This is a genomic window from Pseudomonas sp. m6p (assembly GCF_055760375.1).
The window spans coordinates 6,717,941-6,742,238 of record NZ_CM147084.1 but is presented as its reverse complement, the minus strand read 5'-3'; the positions used below and the strand labels follow the sequence as shown (position 1 = coordinate 6,742,238).

At 62.0% G+C, this 24,298-nt stretch carries 23 protein-coding genes; 6 read left to right on the top strand and 17 right to left on the bottom strand.

Annotated elements, in window-relative coordinates:
• Positions 1 to 20: 20 nt before the first annotated feature.
• A complete protein-coding gene (locus tag ACYZUM_RS30675; protein ID WP_473061006.1) occupies positions 21 to 923 on the bottom strand; it encodes a LysR family transcriptional regulator in 903 nt (300 codons plus the stop codon).
• A gap of 120 nt (positions 924 to 1,043) precedes the next feature.
• On the opposite strand from ACYZUM_RS30675, the gene ACYZUM_RS30670 reads away from it, so the two are divergent.
• Positions 1,044 to 1,799: an SDR family NAD(P)-dependent oxidoreductase gene (locus ACYZUM_RS30670; protein ID WP_473061007.1), complete on the top strand. Its 756-nt coding sequence runs from the start codon at positions 1,044 to 1,046 to the stop codon at positions 1,797 to 1,799.
• 119 nt (positions 1,800 to 1,918) lie between these two features.
• On the opposite strand, the gene ACYZUM_RS30665 is transcribed toward ACYZUM_RS30670, so the two are convergent.
• From ACYZUM_RS30665 to ACYZUM_RS30655, 3 genes are read right to left on the bottom strand one after another with little or no spacing between them, the layout of a single operon-like run.
• Positions 1,919 to 3,487 carry an FGGY-family carbohydrate kinase gene (locus ACYZUM_RS30665; RefSeq protein ID WP_108181616.1) on the bottom strand — a complete coding sequence of 523 codons (1,569 nt, stop codon included), beginning with the start codon at positions 3,485 to 3,487 and terminating at the stop codon, positions 1,919 to 1,921.
• 20 nt (positions 3,488 to 3,507) lie between these two features.
• Complete coding sequence (locus ACYZUM_RS30660) at positions 3,508 to 5,103, bottom strand: glycerol-3-phosphate dehydrogenase/oxidase (protein ID WP_108181615.1); 1,596 nt, start codon at positions 5,101 to 5,103, stop codon at positions 3,508 to 3,510.
• A 5-nt stretch (positions 5,104 to 5,108) separates the two neighbouring features.
• Positions 5,109 to 6,704, bottom strand: a complete 1,596-nt coding sequence (locus ACYZUM_RS30655) for an FAD-binding oxidoreductase (protein ID WP_108181614.1) — start codon at positions 6,702 to 6,704, stop codon at positions 5,109 to 5,111.
• A gap of 211 nt (positions 6,705 to 6,915) precedes the next feature.
• Between ACYZUM_RS30655 and gliR the strand changes: the two genes are divergently transcribed.
• Positions 6,916 to 7,932, top strand: coding sequence for an AraC family transcriptional regulator GliR (gene gliR, locus ACYZUM_RS30650; protein ID WP_108181613.1), 1,017 nt, complete (start codon positions 6,916 to 6,918; stop codon positions 7,930 to 7,932).
• Positions 7,933 to 8,088: 156 nt separating this feature from the next.
• Here gliR and ACYZUM_RS30645 read toward each other — a convergent pair whose 3' ends face one another.
• The 7 genes from ACYZUM_RS30645 to mdaB form a co-directional block, all read right to left on the bottom strand.
• Positions 8,089 to 8,457 carry a glyoxalase superfamily protein gene (locus ACYZUM_RS30645; protein WP_041066674.1) on the bottom strand — a complete coding sequence of 123 codons (369 nt, stop codon included), beginning with the start codon at positions 8,455 to 8,457 and terminating at the stop codon, positions 8,089 to 8,091.
• 118 nt (positions 8,458 to 8,575) lie between these two features.
• On the bottom strand, positions 8,576 to 10,033 hold the full coding sequence (locus ACYZUM_RS30640; RefSeq protein WP_108181612.1) for an N-acyl-D-amino-acid deacylase family protein: 1,458 nt from the start codon (positions 10,031 to 10,033) through the stop codon (positions 8,576 to 8,578).
• A gap of 1 nt (position 10,034) precedes the next feature.
• Positions 10,035 to 10,895, bottom strand: coding sequence for a MurR/RpiR family transcriptional regulator (locus ACYZUM_RS30635; RefSeq protein ID WP_108181611.1), 861 nt, complete (start codon positions 10,893 to 10,895; stop codon positions 10,035 to 10,037).
• A gap of 15 nt (positions 10,896 to 10,910) precedes the next feature.
• Positions 10,911 to 12,260, bottom strand: a complete 1,350-nt coding sequence (locus tag ACYZUM_RS30630) for a GntP family permease (RefSeq protein ID WP_108184361.1) — start codon at positions 12,258 to 12,260, stop codon at positions 10,911 to 10,913.
• Between the two features lie 366 nt (positions 12,261 to 12,626).
• The gene (locus tag ACYZUM_RS30625; protein WP_108181610.1) at positions 12,627 to 13,520 is read right to left on the bottom strand and encodes an NAD-dependent epimerase/dehydratase family protein; all 894 of its coding nucleotides are present in this window, start codon (positions 13,518 to 13,520) and stop codon (positions 12,627 to 12,629) included.
• 103 nt (positions 13,521 to 13,623) lie between these two features.
• Positions 13,624 to 14,535, bottom strand: coding sequence for a LysR family transcriptional regulator (locus ACYZUM_RS30620; protein WP_041066663.1), 912 nt, complete (start codon positions 14,533 to 14,535; stop codon positions 13,624 to 13,626).
• Positions 14,536 to 14,743: 208 nt separating this feature from the next.
• The gene (mdaB, locus tag ACYZUM_RS30615) at positions 14,744 to 15,334 is read right to left on the bottom strand and encodes an NADPH:quinone oxidoreductase MdaB (protein ID WP_027614143.1); all 591 of its coding nucleotides are present in this window, start codon (positions 15,332 to 15,334) and stop codon (positions 14,744 to 14,746) included.
• Between the two features lie 182 nt (positions 15,335 to 15,516).
• Here mdaB and ACYZUM_RS30610 point away from each other — a divergent pair, with 182 nt between their 5' ends.
• A complete protein-coding gene (locus tag ACYZUM_RS30610) occupies positions 15,517 to 15,831 on the top strand; it encodes a putative quinol monooxygenase (RefSeq protein ID WP_027614144.1) in 315 nt (104 codons plus the stop codon).
• Here the strand turns inward: ACYZUM_RS30610 and ACYZUM_RS30605 are convergent.
• Positions 15,821 to 16,585, bottom strand: coding sequence for a sulfite exporter TauE/SafE family protein (locus tag ACYZUM_RS30605; protein ID WP_041066657.1), 765 nt, complete (start codon positions 16,583 to 16,585; stop codon positions 15,821 to 15,823). The two genes, ACYZUM_RS30610 and ACYZUM_RS30605, sit on opposite strands and share 11 nt — an antisense overlap.
• A gap of 233 nt (positions 16,586 to 16,818) precedes the next feature.
• Between ACYZUM_RS30605 and ACYZUM_RS30600 the strand changes: the two genes are divergently transcribed.
• Together ACYZUM_RS30600 and ACYZUM_RS30595 are read left to right on the top strand one after the other, a co-directional pair.
• Entirely contained in the window at positions 16,819 to 17,757 is a 939-nt protein-coding gene (locus ACYZUM_RS30600) for a LysR substrate-binding domain-containing protein (protein WP_142579984.1), read from the top strand.
• A gap of 34 nt (positions 17,758 to 17,791) precedes the next feature.
• Complete coding sequence (locus tag ACYZUM_RS30595) at positions 17,792 to 18,142, top strand: cupin domain-containing protein (protein WP_003221437.1); 351 nt, start codon at positions 17,792 to 17,794, stop codon at positions 18,140 to 18,142.
• Between the two features lie 184 nt (positions 18,143 to 18,326).
• Here the strand turns inward: ACYZUM_RS30595 and mmsB are convergent, their stop codons facing one another.
• Together mmsB and ACYZUM_RS30585 are read right to left on the bottom strand one after the other, a co-directional pair.
• Entirely contained in the window at positions 18,327 to 19,214 is an 888-nt protein-coding gene (gene mmsB / locus ACYZUM_RS30590) for a 3-hydroxyisobutyrate dehydrogenase (protein WP_108181608.1), read from the bottom strand.
• A 9-nt stretch (positions 19,215 to 19,223) separates the two neighbouring features.
• The gene (locus tag ACYZUM_RS30585; RefSeq protein WP_108181607.1) at positions 19,224 to 20,750 is read right to left on the bottom strand and encodes a CoA-acylating methylmalonate-semialdehyde dehydrogenase; all 1,527 of its coding nucleotides are present in this window, start codon (positions 20,748 to 20,750) and stop codon (positions 19,224 to 19,226) included.
• A gap of 149 nt (positions 20,751 to 20,899) precedes the next feature.
• Here ACYZUM_RS30585 and ACYZUM_RS30580 point away from each other — a divergent pair, with 149 nt between their 5' ends.
• Entirely contained in the window at positions 20,900 to 21,847 is a 948-nt protein-coding gene (locus ACYZUM_RS30580; RefSeq protein WP_041066648.1) for a LysR family transcriptional regulator, read from the top strand.
• On the opposite strand, the gene yfiB is transcribed toward ACYZUM_RS30580, so the two are convergent.
• Genes yfiB through yfiR form a run of 3 tightly spaced genes read right to left on the bottom strand, consistent with a single transcriptional unit; the run spans position 21,844 to position 24,184 of the window.
• On the bottom strand, positions 21,844 to 22,338 hold the full coding sequence (gene yfiB / locus ACYZUM_RS30575) for an outer membrane lipoprotein YfiB (RefSeq protein WP_086793653.1): 495 nt from the start codon (positions 22,336 to 22,338) through the stop codon (positions 21,844 to 21,846). The two genes, ACYZUM_RS30580 and yfiB, sit on opposite strands and share 4 nt — an antisense overlap.
• Before the next feature lie 5 nt (positions 22,339 to 22,343).
• Positions 22,344 to 23,612 (bottom strand): diguanylate cyclase DgcN/YfiN, encoded by a 1,269-nt coding sequence (gene dgcN / locus ACYZUM_RS30570; RefSeq protein ID WP_108181606.1) that lies wholly within the window; start codon positions 23,610 to 23,612, stop codon positions 22,344 to 22,346.
• Positions 23,609 to 24,184 (bottom strand): regulatory sequestration protein YfiR, encoded by a 576-nt coding sequence (gene yfiR, locus ACYZUM_RS30565; RefSeq protein ID WP_041066640.1) that lies wholly within the window; start codon positions 24,182 to 24,184, stop codon positions 23,609 to 23,611. Before yfiR ends, dgcN begins: the two co-directional genes overlap by 4 nt.
• Between the last annotated feature and the right edge of the window lie 114 nt (positions 24,185 to 24,298).

Genomic DNA, 24,298 nt, shown 5'->3' with positions numbered 1-24,298 from the left:
GCTCCTACAGGTGAAGTCGGTCAGAGCGTCGAGCGGATGACCTCCCCCAACCACTCCATGAACACCCGCACCCGCACCCGCAGCGGCAAATGCCGTTGCCGTGCGTACAGGATCGAAATGCCCATCGCCGGTGCCGTGAACTGCGGCAGCACCGTCACCAGCTCTCCGGTGTCCAGGTGCGGCTGCATGCCGGTGCGCGGTACCTGAATCAGGCCGAACCCGCCCAGACAGGCCGACTCATAGGCATCGGTGCTGTTGACCGTGACACTGCCGGCCATCGGCAGGCGCCGCACCTGACCGTCCTGTTCATACACAAACCCTTCCGAGCGCGAACCGAGCACGCCGACGTAATGCACCAGTCGATGCTGCGCCAGATCTTCCAGGGTCTGCGGCACACCATAGCGTTCAAGGTACGCGGGGCTGGCGCAGTTGATCATCGGGAAGTCGCCCAAGTGCCGCGCCACCACCGACTGATCCGGCTGCGCACCGATGCGCACCACGCAATCGAAGCCCTCGCTGAGCAGATCGACACGGCGGTCGGTGCTGCTGATCTCCAGCTCCAGATTCGGATGGCGCGCCATGAACTCCGGCAGCAGCGGCATGATCAGGCGCCGCGCGAGGATGTTCGGCATGTCGACACGAATCCGCCCGCTCAGCGACGCTGGATCCTGGCGAAACAGCCCCTCGATCTCGTCCATGTGCGACAGCAGATCCTTGCTGCGTTCGTACAACACAAGACCGTCCTGCGTCGCCTGCACTTTGCGCGTGGTGCGTTGCAACAGGCGCGTGCCAAGCAGGCTTTCCAGAGCCTGCACATGCTCGGACACCGTCGAGCGCGGCAGCCCGAGACTCTCGCCGGCCAGGGTAAAACTCGACAGTTCGCTGACTCGGACGAAGGTGCGCAGCAATTCCAGTTTGTTCATGAGGACACCCGTTGATTGTTCGGCCAAGCCGATCAGTGATTCCGGTTTCAGCCTGTTTATCACCCCACGGCGGATAAATAAACTTTGCTCATCACCACTCACCGCAATCGAGGATTTCACATGAGCCGCAAAATCGCATTGATCACCGGCGCCAGTCGTGGCCTGGGAAAGAACGCCGCCCTGCACCTCGCCGCCGAAGGCGTGGACATCATTGGCACCTACAACAGCCGCGCCGATGAAGCCCAGGCGCTGGTGGCTGAACTGGAACAACGCGGCGCCAAAGCCGTGATGCTGCAACTGGATGTGGGCCGCAGCGACAGCTTTGCCGATTTCGCCACGCGGGTTGAGCAGGCGTTGCAGCACTTTGATCGTCCGCGCTTCGACTTCCTGATCAACAACGCCGGGATTGGCGTGCATGCGGCGTTCGCCGAAACCACTCCGGAACAGTTCGACCTGCTGATGAACATCCAGCTCAAAGGGCCGTTCTTCCTGACTCAGCAACTGCTGCCGCTGATCAATGACGGCGGGCGTATCATCAACATTTCCAGTGGGCTGACCCGCTTCAGCCTGCCGGGCTACGCTGCCTACGCGGCGATGAAAGGCGCGATGGAAGTGCTGACCCGCTATCAGGCCAAGGAGCTGGGGGCGCGGCAGATCGGCGTGAATATTCTGGCGCCGGGTGCTATCGAGACTGATTTTGGTGGCGGCGCGGTGCGCGACAACGCAGCGTTGAACGCGATGGTCGCCAGCAACACCGCACTGGGACGCGCCGGGCAACCGGATGACATCGGTGGCGCACTGTCGATGCTACTGGCGCCGGGTGCGCAGTGGATCAACGGGCAGCGGGTCGAAGCATCGGGCGGCATGTTCCTTTAAACCCAACACGCCCCTGTAGGAGCTGCCGCAGGCTGCGATCTTTTGATCTTGTTTTTAAAAAATCAAAGTCAAAAGATCGCAGCCTTCGGCAGCTCCTACAGGGGATTGGTGGTGTTTTTTCAGGCGGGGTAACCGGTGATTTTGCGGATGCTCTGATAGAGCGGTTTGAGCTGGCGATACATGCGCAGGTACACCTCGTTGTACAAACGCTCATAGACCTGCTGCGCCTCGGGCTGCGGCGTGAACACCGTGCCCACTCGCGTCATCGCAGCGATCGCCGTGGGGAAATCCGCATACAATCCCAACCCCACTGCACAACAGATCGCCGCGCCCAGCCCCGATGCTTCATACACATGCGGGCGCTCCGCCGGCAGACCAAAAATATTCGCCGTCAGCTGCATCGCCGCATCACTCTGCGAACCGCCACCGGCCACCCGCAGACGCTTGACCGACACCTTCGAGCGCTTCTCGATGTTCTCCAGGCCCTGGCGCAACGCATACGCCAGCCCTTCCAGAATCGCCCGGTAAATGTGCGCGCGGGTGTGCACGTCGCCGAAGCCGATCATCGCGCCCTTGGCCTCGACGCCCGGCTCACGAATCCCCGGCGACCAGTACGGTTGCAGCATCAGCCCCATCGATCCCGGCGGCACCGCGTTGACCAGCGCATCAAACAGTTGCTCGGGTTCAATGCCCTGCTCTTGCGCCTGCTGCATTTCGCGCAGGCCGAACTCATTCTTGAACCAGCTGACCATCCAGTAACCGCGATAAATCATCACCTCGCAGTTGTACTGGTCGGGCACCGCCGAGGGGTACGGCGGAATCAACGGGACGATTTCCAGATAGCGCGAGCGGGTGCTGGTGATGGTCGCGGTGGTGCCGTAGGACAGGCACACGGTGCTCGCATCGACCACGCCTGAACCGACCACTTCGCAGGCCTTGTCAGCGCCGGCAGCAATCAGCGGCAAACCTTCGGGAATGCCGGTATGGCGAGCGGCTTCGGCGGTGATATAGCCGAGGGTTTCGCCAGGTTTGTGCAAGGTCGGCAATTGCTCCGGGCGCACCGCCAGCGCCCGCCATTTCCAGTCGCTGGGTGCGGCCCATTTCAGGCGTTTGAAGTCGAACGGCAGGTAGCCGACGCAACAGCCGACCGAGTCGACAAAGCGCCCGCACAGGCGATGGGTGAGAAACCCCGAGAGCAGCAAAAACTTGTCGGTCGCCGCCCAGACTTCAGGCTGGTGTCTGGCGATCCAGTTGGCCTCTGCCTGAGCGCGAAAATAATCCACGGTGGCCTGCGCGCCGACCAGTTTGAACAGCCAGCCCCACGGTCCCTTGATCCCGCCCTCGACGTCGCTCTGGCGCTGATCGAGCCACAGAATCGCCGGGCGTAGCGGCTTGCCCTCGGCATCGACGTTGATCACCGTGCCGCGCTGGGTGGTCAGCGACACCCCGGCAATCTGCGAGCGATCAATCCCGGTTTGCGCCCACAGCTGCTGGCAGGCCTCGCCGAGTTTCGCCCAGTAATATTGCGGGTCCTGCTCGGCCCAGCCCGGCTGCGTCGAGTAGTACGCCTGCAATTCGACCTTGCCTTTACCGAGCAGATTGCCCTGCAAATCGAAGAGCAATGCGCGCACGCTCTGGGTGCCGTTGTCGATCGCCAGCAGGTAGCGCTTGTTCGAGTGGTTATCCATGGCGCTCTCTTCAAGGGGCCTCAAGGCGTGGCATCCGGCAGGCCGTGGTGACGTTGCCACAACGCCCGGTAACGCTGCAGCTCTTGCTGCCAGCGTGCATCGTCCCAGCCCAGGCGGGGCTGGCAGAGTTGGCGGATGGCGGCGAAATGCGCCTCGCCACCACGCGCCAGCAACAGGCCCAGACGAGTGCGGCGCAGCAACAGATCATCGAGGTGCAGCACCATTTCCGCCTCACAGGCGAAGGCCAGTTCTGCCCACAAGGTGTCAGTGTTGCCAACCGTTTCGTGGCCCAACTCGGCGATCAACTGCGCCAGTCGCGGCAGATCGCGACCGTGCCTGCCGGCCAGCCGTCGCCACTGTTGCGGGCTGAGTCCGGGAATGGTCAGTGGCGCTACGGCGGCAAAAACGGCGGCGCCATCATCTTCGAAAGAGCGACCGAGCATGTCGGCACAGGCCTTGAGCACTTCGACGGCTTGCGGGCGAAACGTCGTCAGTTTGCCGCCGGCCAACGTGACGCAACCCGGCTCCTGCCACAGCACATGCTCACGGGTTTCATTCGACGGCTTGCCTTGCTGTTGACCCGCCGCGCTGCCCACCACCGGACGCACGCCGGACCAGGTCGACAGCACATCGCTCGCCGTCACTTCGGCACCCGGAAATTGTTGCGTGCAGGCCGCCAGCAGATAGTCGAGCTCTTCAGCGCTGATGCTCGCGCTCTGATCCAGATCCTCACGATGATCGAGATCCGTAGTGCCAACCACCGTCGCCCCTTCCCACGGAAAAACAAACACCGGCCGCCGGTCGCGCGCATGCAGAAACGTGAAGGCCTGCGCCACTGGCAAACGCCAGCCCGGCAGCAGCAGATGACTACCGCGCAATGGCCGCAGTTGTCGCGGAGCCTCGGGCAAACGCAGGCGCTCAGCCCACGCGCCGGTCGCCACCGCCAGCACGCCGCAACGCAATTGCCGCGACCCACCCGCCTCACAGTCCTCGATCTGCACCCCACACACCCGGCCGTCTTCGCGCAGCAAATGTTCGACGCGCACCCCGTTGAGCACCACTGCGCCATCAGCCCGCGCTTCGCGCAACACGCGCATCACCAGCCGTGCGTCATCGGTCAGCGCATCGATAAAACAGGTGCCGCCGAGCAGGTGGTTTTCCTTCACCCCCGGCGCGAGAAAACGCAGTTGCTGCGCGTCATGAAAACGATGGCTGCGCCGTCCCGCCAACGCGTCATACACCGACAACAAGCCACCGAGCACACGCGGCCCGGGAAAGCCGCCGCGATAGTGCGGCATCAGGAAACTCATCGGCTCCACCAGCCCCGGCGCTTCGTCGAGCAGGCGCTGGCGCTCGCGCACCGAATCGCGGGTCAGGCGCCACTGGCCCTTGGCGATATAACGCAATCCGCCGTGAACCATTTTCGACGACCGGCTGGAGGTACCCCAGGCGAAATCCCGTTGCTCCAGCAGCAGACAACGCCAGCCACGCCGTGCCGCTTCGCGCAGAATGCCGGCACCGCTGATGCCGCCGCCGATGACGATCAGATCCCAGCTTGCGTCGGCCAATGTCGGCAAGGTTTGCTGGCGCCACGCGGCGTTCCAGTCCGGGTGCATGATCGTCACTCCTGCATCAGCGTGCCGGGGTTGAGGCGCCCGGCCGGATCGAAGTGCCTGCTCAGCGCCTGCAAGGTATCCATCGCCAGCGCGCCTTTTTCGCGCGGCAGGTACGGCGCGTGATCCTTGCCGACCCCATGCTGGTGGCTGATGGTGCCGTGGTTGTCGACGATGGTCTGGCTGGCCGCGTGCTTGAGCGCCTGCCAGCGCGCCAGCGTCGCCGGATAATCCGCAGCCGGGCGAAACACGTAAGTGGTGTAGATGCTCGAGCCTTCGCCGTAAACGTGGGACAGATGGGTGAACACATGCACCCGCTCGCCCTGCGCTGCCAAGGCATCGCGCAGGCTGTTTTCGATCAGGTTGAGCAGATTATCGACGTTGCTCCAGTCGGTGGCGGTTTCCAGGGTGTCGACGACGTAGCCGGCGTTCCACAGGTTCTCGCGCAGGTAGGGGAAACGGAAGCGGTTCTGCGCCCACTTCTTGCCGAGCAAGGTGCCGGTAAACACGCCGCCGAAGGCTTTCAGATGCTGGCGCGCCTGACTCAGCGACAACGCGTTTTGCCGACGGTTGCCGGTCACGCCGAAAGTCAGCAGGCACTTGCTTTCACCGGCGCCGCGCAGGTTCAGGTACTTCTCCAGCCAGGCGATCTGCTGCGGATGCCCGGCCAGCGCCAGTTGGGTTTCGGTCTCCACCGCGTTCGACAAACGCAGCATCGACAGCGGCACTCGTGCCTGCGCCAATTGGCGGATCGCTTGCATCGCCTTGCTCCAACTGGGCAGGAACACTCCGTAAAAACGCTCATCGGCGGGTAGCGGACTGACCCGCACTTTGACCTCGGAAATGATCCCGAAACGGCCCTCGCAACCGAGCACCACTTCGCGCAGATCAGGCCCCGCCGCCGAAGCTGGGAACGTCGGAATTTCCAAGGGCCCGGCGAAAGTTTCCAGGGTGCCGCCGGCGAACAACTGCTCGATACGCCCGTAGCGCAACGACTGCTGACCACTGGAGCGACTGGCGACCCAACCGCCCAGCGTCGACAACTCCCACGACTGCGGGAAATGCCCCAGCGTGTAACCGCGAGCGCGCAACTGACTTTCCACCTGCGGGCCACTGGCACCGGGGCCAAACGTCGCCAGTTGGCTCTGCTCGTCGAGGTCGATCAGACGATTCATCCGCGCCAGCGACACGGTCACTACAGGTCGCGCCGAATCCGGCGGATTGATATGCCCGGCCACCGAGGTGCCGCCGCCGTAGGGAATCAGGCACAGGTCCTGCTCATGGGCGAGCGCCAGCAATTGGCGGATCTGCACGGCGGTCTCCGGAAACGCCACCGCGTCCGGATAGTTGCCCAGCGCGCCTTCGCGCAGCGCCAGCCAGTCCGGCAAACTCTGGCCCCGAGCGTGCAGCAGACGATCATGGGCATCAACGCTGTACAAGGCGTGCGCCGCCAGCCGCGAGACCGGCACCCGCGCCAATGCTGCCTCCAGCGTCGCATCGGGCAGCGCGCGCCCGGCCCCCAACCGTTCATGGAGAAAACTCGCACCCTGGGCCGGCAGTTCGACCACCGTGGTTGCATCTCCCCAGCCGTTCCAGCGTCGCATACGTCTGTCCTTCTTATGCAGTCTGATCAGTGATATTGCAGGCCTCCATACTAGTCAGCGGCCAAAAAGTGTCACGGTCGCATCCGGCCAGTTCGAGTAGCCAATTGAGTCAAACGTCGCGCAAGTGCCAGCCATTTACTTTAGTCGGGGTTTCAAATTACCTTTCAGGCATTCATTCGCTCACGCAGGCCTTGATCAAGGGATTCGGATCATGCAATCGCTCGGCTTCACCTCGGTTCCGCCGCTGCTCAAATACGTGCGCCATGCCGAGCAACTGGGCATGGCCATCGAGCCGGCGTTGGCCGCTGCCGGTTTGCAGGCGCAGCAACTGAGCGACAACAGCCTGCGCCTGCCGGGCGAAACCCATGAGCGCCTGCTCGATTATTTCTGCGAGCACTCGGGCGATCCGCTGTTTGGTCTCAACGCGGCAAACTTCGTCCTGCCCAATTCCTGGAGCGTGCTCGGTTACATCACGATGAACTGCGCGACCCTGGGCGATGCGATGAGCCGGATCATGCCGTTCGAAAAGCTGGTGGGCGACATGGGCGTCAGCCGCGCCGACGTGCAGGACGGTCACGTGCATCTGATCTGGACTTGCCGCTACGAGCGTCCGCGGATTCGCCGGCATCTGGTGGAAAACGTTCTTGGTTCATGGCTGCAATATGCGCGCTGGATTGCCGACACGCAGATGTCGCCCGCCGCCGTGTGGCTGGAACACCCGTGCCCGGCAGACGCCAGTCAGGCGCAGTACGAAGCGTTTTTCGATTGCCCGGTGCTGTTCGAGCAAGCGTATTCGGCGCTGATCGTGCCGTTGGCGTATCTGCAATTACCGCTGCGCCAGGCCGACGCGCAGTTGCTGCGCACCCTGGAAGAACATGCGATGGGGTTGATGGCGACGCTGGAGGATGCGTCGCTGGAGCAGCGGGTCAAAAGCATCCTGCGTCAGCTGCTCAAGGAAGGCTTGCCGCGCAAGGAACAGGTGGCCGAGCAGCTCGCGGTGTCGGTGCGCACGTTGCAGCGGCAGTTGCATCAGGCGGGGACGTCGTATCAGCAGATTCTCGACGATTTGCGCCAAGAGCTGGCGGAGCATTATTTGCTCAACAGTACGTTGCCGATTCAGGACATTGCGCAGTATCTGGGGTTTACCGAGCCGCGCTCTTTTCACCGAACCTTCAAGAGCCGGCGCGGGATGCCGCCGGGGGAGTTTCGGCAGATGCATCGGGGGTGATTGTTCTGGCCTCATCGCTGGCAAGCCAGCTCCCACAGGTTTCTTGGTAAAGCACAAATTTTGTGTACGACGCGATCACTGTGGGAGCTGGCTTGCCAGCGATGGCGCCAGTAGCCACCTTAATGGTTTGGCAGCGCTTTTTTTGTATGGCTCGACTCAGACACTGATCGCGTTGGTGAACACCAACCGATTACCAAACGGATCAGCAATCGTCATGTCCTGACTGCCCCACGGCATCGCCTGAATCTGTGGGTGCGAGAACTTGTAATCCTTGGCCTGCAACTGCTGCTGAAACGCCTCCAGCTCGTCGGTCTCGATGCGCAACGCCGAGCCCGGCGTCGCGTCGCCGTGATGCTCGGACAGGTGCAGCACGCATTCGCCACGGGACACCTGCAGATACAGCGGGAAATTCGCTTCGAAACGGTGCTGCCAGTCGATCTTGAAGCCGAGGAAGTCGACGTAGAACTCCAACGCCTTGGCTTCATCGAAGATCCGCAGGATCGGGGTGGTTTTGCCGAAGCTCATGGGGTGCTCCCTGACTGGTTGGCCCAAGCGTTTAGCGGGGCTGGATGTCAGCAATTCGGCTTGGCGATGGCTTTCTTTAATTGCAATGTGCCATCACTGTGACGTACTCCGCGAATCGTCAGCGAAAGTTGTCACGCAAATCCCCGTCCCGCGCCAGAAACCGCCCTTCCCGGCGACCACTCGCCTGCCCATCGCGATAACTCAACACACCATTGACCCACACCCCATCAATCCCCTGTGCCGCCCGCTGCGGATCAGTGAAATCTGCCACATCGCGCACCGTCAAAGGATCGAACAACACCAGATCCGCCCAATAGCCCTCACGAATCTCGCCGCGCTCTTTCAAGCCAAACCGCGCCGCCGACAGACCGGTCATCTTGTGCACGGCGGTGTGCAGCGGAAACAGCCCGACATCACGACTGAAATGTCCGAGTACTCGTGGGAAAGCGCCCCACAGGCGTGGGTGCGGGAACGGGTCCTCCGGCAGTCCGTCAGAGCCGACCATCGACAGTGGATGCGCGAGGATTTTTCGTACATCCGCCTCGTCCATGCCGTAGTACACCGCGCCCGCCGGTTGCAGGCGTTTGGCGGCGTCGAGCAGTGGCACGCTCCATTCGGCAGCGATGTCGATCAGGTCGCGGCCGCTGACCTCGGGGTGCGGCGTCGACCAGGTGATGGTGATGCGATGGGCATCGGTGACTTGCTTCAGATCCAGCGTCGAAGAGCTCGCCGCGTAGGGATAGCAATCGCAGCCCACATGCTGGGTTTTCGCCGCGGCCTCCAGCGCCGCGAGCAGCTGCGGACTGCGCCCCCAGTTACCCACACCGGCGCATTTGAGGTGGGAAATGATCACCGGCGATTGCGAGTGACGGCCAATGCTGAACGCTTCGTCCATCGCCTCCAGCACCGGCTCGAATTCACTGCGCAGATGGGTGGTGTACACCGCGCCGAACGCGGTCAGTTCTTCGGTCAGTTGCTTCACTTCATCGGTGGAAGCGTTGAAGGCGCTGGCGTAGGCCAGGCCTGTGGATAAACCGAGCGCGCCGGCCTCAAGGCTTTCACGCAATTGCTCACGCATGGCGGCGATTTCGTCTGGCGTGGCGGTGCGCAACAGGTCGTCGAGGTGATTGCTGCGCAGCGCGGTGTGACCGACCAGTGCGGCGACGTTCAGCGTGGTGTTCGCCGCTTCGACGGCGGCGCGGTAATCGCTGAAACGTGGATAGACGAATGCGGCGGCTGTGCCGAGCAGGTTCATCGGGTCCGGTGGATTGCCTTGCAAACTGACTGGCGAGGCACTGATCCCGCAGTTGCCGACAATCACCGTGGTCACGCCCTGACTGAGCTTGGGCAGCATCTCGGGCTGGCGGATGACCACCGTGTCGTCGTGGGTGTGCACGTCGATGAAGCCTGGGGCGAGCACGCGGCCGGCGGCGTCGATTTCTTCTGTGGCGCGAGCATCGTGCAAATCGCCGATACGTTCGATACGGCCGTTGAGAATCGCCACATCGGCGCGGTAGCCGGGCGTGTTGCTGCCATCGATAACGGTGGCGTTGCGGATCAGCGTGTCGTACAGCATGTCAGTCTCCCAGCGGCAGGTGATCGTCGCCGCCACGGTATTCGTCGAGGGCGAGTTTGATCCGCCGCAGACGTTCTTGATTGTCTTCAGGGTTGGCCAGCGCCAGCTCGGTGGCGAGCACATCAATAGCGAGCAACATGCCGTAGCGCGCCGCCGTCGGTTTGTAGATGAATGAGGTTTCCGCGCCTTGCAGCGGCAGGACGATGTCGGCCAGTTCGGCCAGCGGCGAGTCGACGCGGGTGATGGCCAGAATGCGCGCGCCATAGTTGCGCGCCAGCTCGACAGTTTCCAAAAGCTCCGGGGTGATGCCGGTCAGCGAGCAGACCATCAGCACGTGCTCGGCATTGAGGCTGGCGGCGGTGACGCGCATCATCACCGCGTCGTGGCACACCGCAATCGGGTAGCCGAGGCGCACCAGGCGTACCTGCAATTCATCGCTGCACAGGGTCGAGCAGCCGCCCATGCCGAACGCGTGAATCATCCGAGCCTGGCCGAGCATTTTCACCGCGTCGGCGAAGCGCGATTCGTCAAACCCGGCCAGATGCTGGCGCAGCGTGGTTTCGATATCGCCGACAATCTGCCCGTAGAACGCCGACTGTTCAGGGGTACCCGCCGGGTCAAGAAAACGGCTGCCAACGCCGCTGGCCTGGGCCAGTTGCAGGCGCAGATCGCGCAGGTCGCGGCAGCCCACCGTACGGGCAAAACGCGACAACGTGGCGGTACTGACTTCGGCCCGTTGCGCCAGCTCTTCGAGGCTGGCGGAGGCGGCAAAACCGACATCGTCGAGCATCAGTCGGGCGATACGGCCCTCGCCGGCGCTGAAGGAATCCTGACGAGCGCGGATCTGATAAAGGATGTCCATGGCGGCGGGCTCCGGTTACAGCAGGTAAGAAAGGCCGACGGTCAAAGCGAAAGCGACCAGCGAGATCAGGGTCTCAAGCACGGTCCAGGTCTTGAACGTCTGCACGACCGTCATGTTGAAGTATTCCTTGATCAACCAGAAGCCGCCGTCGTTGACGTGGGAAAAGATCACCGAGCCGGCGCCGGTCGCCAGCACCAGCAATTCCGGGTGTGGATAACCCAGACCGATGGCCACCGGCGCAACCACGCCGGACGCGGTGGTCATCGCCACGGTGGCCGAGCCGGTGGCCACCCGCATCAACGCGGCGAACAGCCAGCCCATGATCAGCGGCGACAGGTGAAATTCGTGGGCCAGCCCGACAATCTGATCGGTGACCCCAGCGTCCACCAGAATCCGGTTCAGACCACCGCCGGCGCCGACCAGCAAGGTGATGCTGGCGGTCGGTGCCAGGCACTCGTTGGTGAATTTGAGGATCGATTCACGGTTGAAACCCTGAGCGATGCCCAACGTCCAGAAACTCAGCAAGGTCGCCAGCAACAGTGCGATCACCGAGTTGCCGATGAACAACAGAAACTGATTGAAACCGCTGCCCGGCGTGGAGATCAGGTTGGCCCAGCCACCGATCAGCATCAGCACCACCGGCAATAGAATGGTCGCCATGGTAATGCCGAACCCCGGCAGTTTGTCGCGCGGCTCGCGGTCGAGAAATTGTTTTTCCAGCGGGTTATCCGCCGGCAGTTGAATGCGCGGCACGATGAATTTGGCGTACAGCGGCCCAGCGATGATTGCGGTGGGAATACCGATGGCAATCGCATACAGCAAGGTCTGCCCGACCGAGGCCTGATACGCCTGCACCGCGAGCATCGCCGCCGGGTGCGGCGGCACCAGCGCATGCACCACCGACAGGCCGGCAACCATCGGCAGGCCGACCAACAGAATCGATACGCCCACCCGCCGCGCCACGGTGAAGGCGATGGGTACCAGCAACACAAAACCGACCTCGAAGAACAGCGGCAGGCCGACCAGAAACGCGATGCAAACCATCGCCCAGTGCGCGTTCTTCTCGCCGAACTTCTCAATCAGGGTGCGGGCCATCTGCTCCGCACCGCCGGACTCGGCCATCATCTTGCCGAGCATCGTCCCCAGCGCCACCACCAGCGCAATATGCCCCAGCGTCTTGCCCACCCCGGCCTCATACGCCCCCACCACGCCCGACGGCGGCATGCCCGCCACCAGCGCCAGACCGATGGAAATCAGCGTGATGACAATGAACGGATTGAGCCGGTAGCGGGCGATCAGCACGATCAAGGCAATGATGGCTACGGCGGCATAAATCAGTAGCCAATAGCCGAACGAAGGCGTCATGCGGTACTCCTCGAAAGGGTCACGTTCGAATGGGTTGTGAAACTCATAAATCATTTCGAGATCGAGTTTTCAAACGCCATGAAAGTAATTTTCGTGGAGAGGTAAGGCGTGTCGCTGCTGGATATGTCTTGTCGCAATTAATGAAAATAGCGGGGCGGGATTTACATGGCTTTTCGGTGAACGAGAAACCAATGTGGGAGCGAGCTTGCTCGCGAAGGCGGCGTCACATTCAACATCTCTGCCGACTGATCCAGCGCTTTCGCGAGCAGGCTCGCTCCCACAGTTGATTGCATTCCTTCAGTCAGAATCCGTTCTATTTGTGGGAGCGAGCCTGCTCGCGAAAGGCTTGATGCGGTGCAACGGGATTCACACCATCTCGTTACGAATCCACTCCACCACCGACGTACGCTTTGGCGCCCAGCCCAGCCGTTCACGAGCGTGTTTGCCGCGTACGCGGCTGTTGGAGCCGAGCCCGTAGTTGGCCATTTCGTAGCCCCATTCGGCTTCGGCATCTTGCAGTGGCCAGTCTTGTGGCTGGCCCAGATTCAACGCCTGCGCCATGGCAGTGGTCATGTCGATGAACGAGGCTTCACCGCTTTCGACGAAGTAGAAGGTGCCGGGCACATTCCGGGTCAGCGCCAGCCGGTAAAGGGCGACGACGTCTTCGATGTGCACGTTGGACCAGATGTTCTTGCCTGTACCGACATGCCGCACCACGCCACTTTTACGTGCTTGTTTGAGCAGACGCGGCAACTGCACGCTGTCGCGATTGACGCCCAGGCTGTGGCCGTAGATCAGGGTGTTGCAGATCACTGCCGAGTTCACGCCGTCCTGTGCGGCGGCGAGGATCAGGTTGTCGATCGCCACGCGCGCCGCCTTGTCGACGGTGGGCTCCGGCAGGTTGTCTTCGTAGTAGATGACGTCGCTGGATTTGCCGCCCGAGGCATCGCCGACGATGCTCGAACCACTGGTGTGCAGGAACACTTTGTGCGAACCGCGCAGGGCATCGAGCAAGGCTTCGACCGCGCCGCGATGGTCACTGCTGGCGGCATTGATCACCGCATCGGCGGCGCGGGCCTGATCGGCCAGCAATGTACTGTCTTCGAGGGTGCCGATCACCGGGGTGATGCCCAAAGCTTTCAGCTCATCGGCCTGCTCGGCGCTGCGCACCAGGCCGGTGACAGAGTGCCCGGCCTGGACCAGACCGGTGGCGATGGAGCCGCCGATAAAACCGGCGGCACCGGTGATGAATACGTTCATGGAGAAACTCCCTGCGTGAATAAGTGATGCAACGAGTATCGACCGCCAGTCCCAGTGGAAACACCCGCGATCACCCAAATCACTGTTGCGCAGGGGTCACGAATCAGCCCTTGAAATCAGCACTGGCGTACGCCGCGAGTTTGCTCTGGATGAAATCGAGGAAGCACTGGATGCGCAGCGCCAGTTGCGAGTTCCGGTAGTACACCGCGTTGATCGGCTGGCGATAACCGCTGTTGAACTCCGCCAGCAACACCTTGAGGCGTCCGGCGCGAATGTCATCGATGGTCATGAAGTGCGACAGGCAGGCAATGCCCTGCCCCTCCAGCGCGAGATGGCGCACGGTCTCGCCGCTGGAAGCGCTGATCGCCGGGGTGATCGGCCAGCGGTCACCGTGCACGTAACGCAGCGGCCACTGATTGAGGCCTTCGTTGTGGGTGAAACCGAGCAGGGCGTGGTCACTCAAGTCGGCGACCTGCTGCGGCGCGCCGTGCTGCTCCAGATACGCCGGACTGGCGACGATCAGCAGCGGACTGCAACCGAGCGAACGCGCATGCAACGTGGAATCGGCAAGGGTGCCGATGCGGATGGCGACGTCGGTGCTTTGTTCCAGCAAGTCAATGATCAGGTCATTGCTGTTGAGTTCGAGCTGGATGTCCGGGTACAACCTTCGAAACTCGTCGATGTAGGGCACGATGGCGTGCAGCATGAACGGCGACGCAGCGTTGATCCGCAGACGTCCGGACGGGGTTTGCTGGCGTGAGGACAGACGCTCTTCGAGCGCATCCATCTGATCGAGAATCAGCTTGGCCTGCTCGAAGAAATACTTGCCCTCCTCGGTCAGGTCCATGCGCCGCGTGGTGCGGTTGATCAGCGTGGTGTCGAGCTTGGCTTCGAGCCGCGACAGTGTGCGGCTGACCGCCGACGGCGTCTGCCCGACCTGTTCGGCGGCGGCGGAAATCGAACCGCACTCGATCACGCAGACGAAAATCTGCAACTCATCGGATCTGGCTTTCACGGGTGTCCCTTATTGATCGACTGCACAAATCCATTGTGGAGAGAGAACACCCCTGTGGCGAGGGGATTTATCCCCGATGGACTGCGCAGCAGGCCCCCGCTTTTTGAGATCAAGATCGGGGGGCCGCTGCGCGACCCATCGGGGATGAATCCCCTCACCACATTTAAAACCCTCACCACAGTTACAACCGTAACCACATGAAATCACCTCACGCCTTGAGACCAAACACCTGTTTCAGATGCTGCTCATACCGCGCCACATCATTCTCGATGTTCGGCCGCTTCATCACATCGACACAGAGAAACGTCGGCAATCCGCTCATGCCCAAAAACTCGTTGGCCTTGTGGAACGGGAAATACACCGCGTCGACACCTTTGGCTTCGAAGAAATCGCTCGGGTCGTCGAAAGCTTGCTGCGGTGCATTCCAGGTCAGCGACAGCATGTATTGCTTGCCCTGAATCAGGCCGCCGCTGCCGTACTTCTGCGACGCATCTGAACGGGTCCGGCCATCGCTGGCATAAAGGCTGCCATGACCTTCGGTGAAGACTTCGTCGAGGTACTTTTTCACCGTCCACGGCGCGCCCATCCACCAGCCCGGCATCTGATAAATGATCACATCGGCCCAGAGGAATTTGGCCACTTCTTCAGCGACGTCGTACCCCTCATCGATGAACGTGGTTTTGACATCCAGGCCACCACGATCCAGCACGCTCAGTGCGGTTTCGTGCAGGGTGGCGTTGTAACGACCGTCGGAATGGGCGAATTTCTTGCCGCCATTGAGCAACAACACTTTTTTCATCAGAACGCCTCGCGCAGCCATTGGGCTGGAGAAAGATGGGAAAACGAATGGCGGCAGGTTAACCATCCATCTCGCGCGGAATAAGCCGCGTCGGCGCAAAATACATTTGATCAAAATGCACGAATGGAACGCAGATTGTTGCAATAGCATTGGCAGCCATCTGCATTTGAGGAGTTGTTCTGATGAGTGAACGCCACGGTTTCATCCTGCACGCCAAGACCCGACCCGAGAAAGCCGAGGCTTTCGAAGCGCTGTTTCGCGCCTATGTCGAGCCGAGCCGCGCCGAGCCAGGCTGCATTGAGTACCACATGCTGCGCGATAAGGAAGACCCGACGCTGTTCATCTTCTACGAGATCTGGGAAAGCCAGGCGCACCTGGACGTGCACTCGAACCTGCCGCACATGCGCGAGTTTTTCGACAACCGCATGACGTATCTGGAGCGCGATTTCGATATCCGGCGGATCGACATGCTGAGCGCCTCGTCGGCTAGCCGCTGATCAGCAAATGGGCGCCGAGTGCGCCCAGTCCGATAAAGAACACGCGCCTGAACAGCACGGCGCTGATGCGCTGCCGCAGCCATTGGCCAAACCCCATGCCCAGCATCGCCGGGATCAGCACCAGCAGCGAGGCAGTCAACTCGCCACTGCCCAGTGCATCGCGCCAGAACAGGCCGCCGGCCAGCGCCAGGGTCGAGACGGTGAACGACAGGCCCAGCGCCTGCACCAGTTCATCACGCTGCAAACCCAACGCCTGCAGGTACGGCACCGCCGGAATCACGAACACACCGGTGGCCGAAGTGATAACCCCGGTGATCAGCCCGCACAGCGGACCCAGCCACGGCTCATGCCGGGGATTGACCTGCAGGGTCGGCAGCAGCAACCCGCTCAACGCATACAGCAGCAACGCCGCGCCCAAGCCGCGCACCACCCAATGCCCGCCCGCCATGCCGATCGACAACGTGCCGACGGCGGTCCCGAGGAAGATCATCAGCAGCAGCGGCCACAGGCGTTTGATCAGCCCTTTCAGATGCCCGCCAAAGGCCAGTTGCCAAACGTTGGTCAGTGTCGCCGGAATGATCAGCAACGCGGCTGCCTGTGCTGGGGCCATAGCCAGACCCAGCAGCCCCATTGCGACAGTGGGCAAGCCGAGACCGATTACCCCTTTGACCAGACCTGCCATGATAAAGGTGGCGATGACCAGCAGCGATAGGCCAAGGCCGAGGTTTTGATAGAAGTCTGCGAGTGCGTTCATGGCGCTACTGTGCGCCTTGGCGGGTGTGCTGAAAATCTGCCATATACTGAGGCTGCCTCTTTCGATACAAGAGGCTGAAGATTTGATGGAGACTTCCGGCCTCATCGCTGGCAAGCCAGCTCCCACAAGTTTCAGTGTCGATCACAGATTCTGTGCACAACACACATCCTGTGGGAGCTGGCTTGCCAGCGATAGGGCTCGCCCAGAAACCACGAAGACCAGAGGCTGCCCCCATGCACTTCGACCTCACCGACCTGCGCCTCTACCTGCACATCCTCGACAGCGGCAACATCACCGCCGGCGCTGCCCGCAGTCATCTTTCGCTCGCCGCCGCCAGCGCGCGCATTCGCGCCATGGAAGCCTCGCTGGGCACCGAGTTCCTGCAGCGCGGCCGCCGTGGCGTGAGCCCGACGCCCGCTGGCAAGGCGCTGGCGCAACACGCGCGCATCCTCCTGCAACAGGCCGAACGCATGCAGCAGGATCTGGCCGATTACGCCCAAGGCGTCAAAGGCCAGGTACGGTTGCTGTGCAACACCACCGCGATCACTGAATACCTGCCGGAAGTGCTGGCGGACTTTTTGTGCGAGCATCCCAACCTCGACATCGATCTGCAGGAATTGCCCAGCGCGCGCATCACTCATGCCTTGCGCCAAGGCGCGGCGGACCTCGGGATTGTGTCCGACGCCGTCGATACCACCGACCTGCAGACCCTGCCATTTCGTGCCGATCCGTTGGTGCTGATTCTCCCCCTCGACCACCCATTGTCTGACGATGCGCCAGTCCGTTTCAGCGACGCCCTGCAGCATGACTTTGTCGGACTGCGCGCTGACAGCGCGCTGGCGGTGTATCTGGAAGAACAAGCGCTGCACAGCGGCTCGCGGATGCAGATCCGCATCCGCGCCGACGGATTCGACGGGGTGCTACGCATGGTCGCCCGAGGTGCCGGGCTGGCAATTGTGCCGCTGGCCGCTGTCGAGCGAACCGCATTGCGGTCATTCAAATGGGTTGCGCTCAATGAAGCGTGGGCACGCCGCACGCTCATGTTGTGCGCCCGAGACTTCGCTACGTTGCCGAATTACGCCCGCGCGTTGTTACACGCGCTCACTGATCCGCGCGTTTCTGAGCAGTTCGATGTCGAGCACAGACAACTGAACGGCGAGCAGGCGCTATAGGGTTCGACTTCAAATCCCTCTGCCCGGAGTTCCCATGACCGCGACCGCCCCCATCACCGTTCTGCGCGACACCCACCCGCTGCCGGTACTCGATGCCTGCAAATGGGAAAAACTCGAAGGTGACCCGCACACCGTCAACCTCAACGCCTACACCAGCGAAGACGGCAGCAAGATCATGGGCACCTGGATCTGCACCCCGGGCAAGTGGCGGGTCGACTACGTGAAGTGGGAGTACTGCCACTTCCAGGAAGGCTATTGCATCATCACCCCGGACGGCATGGCGCCGATTCACCTGCGTGCCGGCGACATCTTCGTGGTTGAGCCGGGGATGAAAGGCACCTGGGAAGTGGTCGAGACCGTACGCAAATATTTCGTTTTCGCCTGATGCAAAAAAGCCGGGAAACCGCCTGTGGCGAGGGAGCTTGCTCCCGCTCGGCTGCGCAGCAGTCGTAAATTCAGTCAATGCGGTTTTTATGAAGAACCGCATTGACCGGGTTTGGGTCTGCGATGCAGACCAGCGGGAGCAAGCTCCCTCGCCACAGAAGCTCACCCCACCATTTGATGCGTGGTTACTGCGGCTTGCGATAACTGTTGATGATCGCCGAGAAATCCTTGCCGCCTTCCCCGCGCTGGCTCATCGCCTGATACAACTGCTGCGCCACCGCGCCGAGTACCACCGGTTGATGCGCTTGACGCGCCGCTTCGGTGGCCAGGCCCAGATCCTTGAGCATCAGCTCGGCGCCGAAGCCACCGGTGTAACCGCGCGAGGCCGGCGCCGTTTCGACGATGCCCGGCCACGGGTTGTACATTTCCGAACTCCAGCAACGCCCGGTCGAGCTGTTGATGATCCCGGCCAGCACCGAGGTGTCGATCCCCAGTGCATCGCCCAGCGCCATGGCTTCGCTGACGCCGACCATCGAAATCGCCAGCAGCAGGTTGTTGCAGATCTTGGCGATTTGCCCGGTGCCGACTTCGCCGCAATGCACGATGTTGCGGCCCATCTGCGCCAGCACCGGCTGCAGGGTGGCAAACAGTTCCGGGGTGGCGCCGACCATGAAGGTCAGCGTGCCAGCGGTCGCGCCGCCAGTGCCGCCGGAGACCGGTGCATCGGCCATGGCCACGCCTTGTTTGGCGGCAGCGGCGGCCACATCGCGGGCGGTCTGCGGATCAATGGTGCTGCAATCCACCGCCGGCACACCTTTGCCGATACCGGCCAGCACACCGTCCTCACCGAGCCAGACGCTGCGCACATGCACCGCGGCCGGGAGCATGGTGATCACCAGCTCGGCGTCTTGCGCCGCTTCACGGGCCGAGGCGCGGATGGTGCCGCCCAGTTGCTCCAGCTCCGCCAGCACAGCCTTGTTCAGGTCCACCAGGTTCAGCGAATGGCCGGCCTTGATCAGGTTGCGCGCCATCGGCGCGCCCATGTTGCCCAGACCGATAAATGCGATTTTCATGACCAGTCCTCAGCGCAGGTTGATGGTGGTGTTCACGCCGTCGTTGACGCTGTCGTCATCGAACCAGCGCGCCGTGACCGTTTTGGTCTGGGTGTAGAACTGCACCACTTGCTTGCCGTACGGGCCGAGGTCGCCGAGTTTCGAGCCACGGGAACCGGTGAAGCTGAAGAACGGCACCGGCACCGGAATCGGGATGTTGATGCCGACCTGGCCGACGTCGATTTCCGTCTGGAATTTGCGCGCCGCCCCACCGCTCTGGGTGAACAGACCCGTGCCGTTGCCGAACGGGTTGGCGTTGACCAGCGCAATGGCCTGATCAAGGGTGTCGACTTCCAGCACCACCAGCACCGGGCCGAAGATTTCCTGGGTGTAGATCTGCATGTCGGTGGTCACACCCGAGAACAGGGTCGGGCCGACAAAGTTGCCTTGCTCGTAGCCGGGCACCTTGATGTCGCGACCATCGAGCTCAAGCTTGGCGCCTTCCTTGATGCCGCTCTCGATCAGCTCAAGAATCCGCGCCTTGGCCTTCTTCGAGATCACCGGACCCACATCGGTACCCGCCTCGCTGCCGGCGTTGACCTTGAGTTTCTGCGCCAGTGCTTTCAGGTCCGGCAGCCATTGTTTCGCGGCACCGACCAGTACCACCACCGAAGTGGCCATGCAACGCTGCCCGGCGGCACCGAAACCGGCGCCGACCAAGGCATTCAGCGCCTGCTCGCGATTGGCGTCCGGCAGCACCACGGCGTGGTTCTTCGCACCCATCATCGATTGCACGCGTTTGCCGTGCTTGCCAGCCAGGTCATAAACGTGAGTACCGACCGCCGTCGAACCAACGAACGACACCGCTTTGATGTCCTTGTGGGTGCACAGGCCATCAACCACATCCTTGCCGCCGTGTACCACGTTGAGCACACCCGCCGGAACGCCGGCTTCAATCGCCAGCTCCACCAGCAGCATGGTCGACAGCGGATCCTGCTCCGAAGGTTTCAAGACGAAGGTGTTGCCGCAGGCGATGGCCATCGGGAACATCCACAGCGGAATCATCGCCGGGAAGTTGAACGGGGTGATGCCGGCGCACACGCCGATCGGCTGGCGCAGGGTGTAGGTATCGACGCCGCCCGCCACGTTTTCGGCGAACTCGCCCATTTGCAGGGTGCCGATGGAACAGGCGTGTTCGACCACTTCCAGGCCACGGAAAATATCGCCCTCGGCGTCGGCAATGGTCTTGCCCTGCTCGGCGCTCAGCACCACGGCAATGCGTTTGGAGTGCTCGCGGATCAGTGCCTGCAGCTTGAGCATGATGCGCATGCGCGCGCCGATCGGGGTCAGTTTCCAGGTCTGGAACGCGCGGTGCGCGGCACTGATGGCGGCATCGACTTCAGCGGCGGTGGCAAACGGCACTTTGGCCAGCACTTGCTGGGTCGCCGGGTTGACGATGTCGTGCCACTCGGTGGTCTGCGATTCGACCCACTCGCCGTCGATCAGCAGCTTGACCTTCTGGACCGTGGTTTCGTTGGGCGTAAGCGATGCGTTCATGCTGGTCTCCGAAACTTGTTTTTATCGTAGGAGCCAAGGCGAAGGGTTCGCCTTGAGATGAGGCGTGTGTCACGAATTGGTTGTCGGACTGTTTTTGGAGTATAGATGTGCAAACTTCTAATAAGAACGCACATATAAGCCCGTCCATCATGCAAAAAAACATCACCTCCCTGGGGTCGCTGAACTGGGACGACCTGAAGTTTTTCCTCGAAGTCGCCCGTACCCGCAAGGCCAGCACCGCGGCCAAACGGCTCGCCGTCGACTACACCACCGTGTCGCGGCGCATCAGTTCGCTGGAAGCGGCATTGGGTACGTTGCTGTTCGAAAAATCGCGCACCAGCGGTTTTGTCCTGACCACTGAAGGCCAGCGTTTGCTGGGCTATGCCGAGTCGATTGAAAGCACCTTGCATATGGCCTGCGAGCAGGTCTCCGGCTCCGGTGTGGCACTGTCGGGCCATGTGCGCATGGGCTGCACCGAAGGTTTCGGCAGCTTTTTCATCACCCCACAGCTGAGCCATTTCGTCGACGCTTACCCGGCAATCTCGGTAGACATCCTGCCGCTGCCGCACTTCATCAGCCTGTCCAAACGCGAAGCCGATATCGTCATCGCACTGGAGCGCCCGGAGCACGGCCCCTACGTGTGCTGCAAACTCTGCGATTACCGCTTGCAGCTGTACGCGACCCAGGACTACCTCGACCAACACCCACCGATCCGCCGCCCGGCCGATTTGGGCAAGCATCAATTCATCAGTTATGTGGATGACCTGGCGTTCAGCTCGGAGCTGCTGTACCTGGCGAACGTGCTGCCCGGCGCCAGCGCGAACCTGCGCAGCACCAGCGTGATCGCGCAGTTCGTCGCAGCGCAGCAAGGGCGTTCACTGGCCATTCTGCCGTGCTTCCTCGCGGCCCAGGATCCGCGACTGCTGCCGGTGCTGCCCGAAGAAATCGACATCACCCGGCAGTTCTGGATGTACTGCCGGGAAGATCTGAGGAAGTTAAAGCGGATCACCCTTCTGTGGGATTACATCCGTGAGGTGACCGAGCGCAATCAGGGTCTGCTGATGGGGCAGACTCGCGAGATGCAGTTCGCCGATTAATCGGCGCTGACCACAATCGACACCCGGCGATTCTCGGTGCGTCCGGCGGCAGTACTGTTGGACGCCACCGGCTCGCTGCTGCCCAGTCCGCGCAATTGAATGTTCTCTTCCTTCATGCCGACGGTGGTCAGCACTTTGGCCACACTCTTGGCCCGGCGCAGCGACAATTGCTGGTTATAGGTCTCTTTGCCCGAGGCGTCGGTATGACCGTCGACCCGTACGCGCTCAATGCCGACTCCCACCAGCGCCTTGCCGATGCGTTCGACGATTTCGGTGCTTTGCGCGTTCAGGCTTTCGATATCGCTGCCAAACAGCACTTTGCCTGACAGGCCAAACTCCCAGCCTTCGTCGGTTGCCTCGAAGCCTTGTTGTTTGAGGACGGCGATCTGCGCCGGGGTCAGGCCTTTTTGTGGTGCGGTCTGGCAGCCGGTCAGCGCCAGTACGGCGATCATCAGCAAGGCGGAAAACAATCGAGCGGGAAGTGTGAACACGGGAATCAGCTCCTGGTTTGCAGATTGACAACCGGGCTCTCCGACCCGGCAGTGAATTGAGCACCACGCGACAGGCGTTTGGCCTGGTACATCGCCGCGTCGGCGGCGTTGAGCAAGGCACCTGGCGTGGCACCATGATCAGGGAAAACCGCAATGCCGATACTGAGCGACGTCACCACACTGGTATCGCCCGGCAGCGCGATGGGCATGTCCATGCTGTCGAGAATCTTGTCGGCAATACGCTCGGCATCTTCGACCTTGTGCAGCGGCGCAAGCAGCACGGCAAACTCATCGCCGCCGAGCCGCGCCACCAGATCCTCTTCACGCAGCTGCGCACGGACCCGATTGGCGACCGCCACCAGCACGGCATCGCCGGCGGCGTGGCCGAAGTTGTCGTTGATGCCTTTGAAACGGTCACTGTCGAGAAACAACACCGCTACCCGTTCGTTGAGTTTGCCGGCATTACGCAGGGCACGAATCAATCGGCCCTCGAAAAACGCCCGGTTCGGCAAGCCGGTGAGGCTGTCGTGGCTGGCCTGGTGGGCGAGGGTCTCGTTCTCGCTCTGCAGGTGGGTTTGCCAGGATTCGAGTTCGTCGAGCAAAGCATTGAAGTCGTTGCCCAGATTATCCAGTTCGGCAATCTGCGCCGGCGGTACCCGCCGATCCAGCGCGCGCTCGCTGCGCGCGGCGTGGGCCACCGCGGCGAGGCTACGCAGTGGTCCGGTAATACCGCGTAATTGTCGACGCGCGAGATAGAGCGCGACCCAGGCACTGATGGCGGTACACAGGATGATCCCTGCCAGACCGCTCAGCAAAAAGCGCATGAGACTGCCGCCATGACCGACCAGCAGAATGTGACCGATTTCGCGCTCCTGATGCACAATCGGCAGCCTGACCGGCTTTTCCAGAACGGCACGCGTGATCTGCATTTCCAATTCGGTGAACAAGCCGTTCTCCGGCCGCTGCCAACGCGCCAGCACCTGACCTTGCGCATCGAACACCTGCGCGTCCGCCACCTCTTCGGTGGACGCAATCAAGGCCAGCGCTTCAGTCGCGGCGGCCTTGTCGTTGAACACTACCGCCGCTTCCACGGTGTAGCTGATCGAGCGCGCAATGAGCTGCAAGTTGTGATCGGCGTACACCCGCAGCGCGAGAACGCCCAGCAGGGTCAGCGATACGCTGGCCATCGTCACGGCTACCAGCGCCACAATCAAATGGCCACGGCCAATGACCGATCCCAGCGTCGGGCGGCTTCCAGAACGGAACAGTTTCATGGCGCCGCCGGTTTGCGACGCGACAATTGCAGTACGCTCGGGTGGATGCGTACACCGCTGCGCGCGACAGAGTCTAGGTTGACCTCGAAGGACACCTGTTCATCGCCGACGCGCAGGCAGAACAGGCTGCCGACCGTGCACTGATCGCCCCCTTCGCTGATGCTCAACACCGGGTGACCGATCAATGAAGCAAACAGCCGACTGCGCTCATCCGCCGTGAGTTTGCCGATATACACCGCATCGCATTCGCTGACGATCGCCGGGTTGTCGGCCAGCAGTCGGCGTACGACGACCGGCCGACCAGTGGCCTGCGTGGTGCCTTTGACCAGGTCGTCGGTGTATTCAGTGGGGCCGACGATGCACAGGCGCAATTGCGCAGGTTCAACCGGCCAGCGTGCATAGCTGAGAATGCCGAGCACGACCTGCGTCACCGCTTGGGCGCGTTGCTCGGCCATGCCCGCCGACGTTTGTGGCTGCGCGATGGCAGCGCCCGCCAGCAAACAGAGCAGACCGACAAGCAATGCGTGCTTGCAGCGAACCACGCGCTCTGTCGCCCAGACAGCCACCTTCATGCAGGGATTCTCTTGGATCGTACCGAAATGATGCCGCAACGATAGCACAGCGAAGTAACACCAGCGAGACAGCGTCTTCTGACCAGCCGGTCAGTAATCGGTATCAGACTTCAG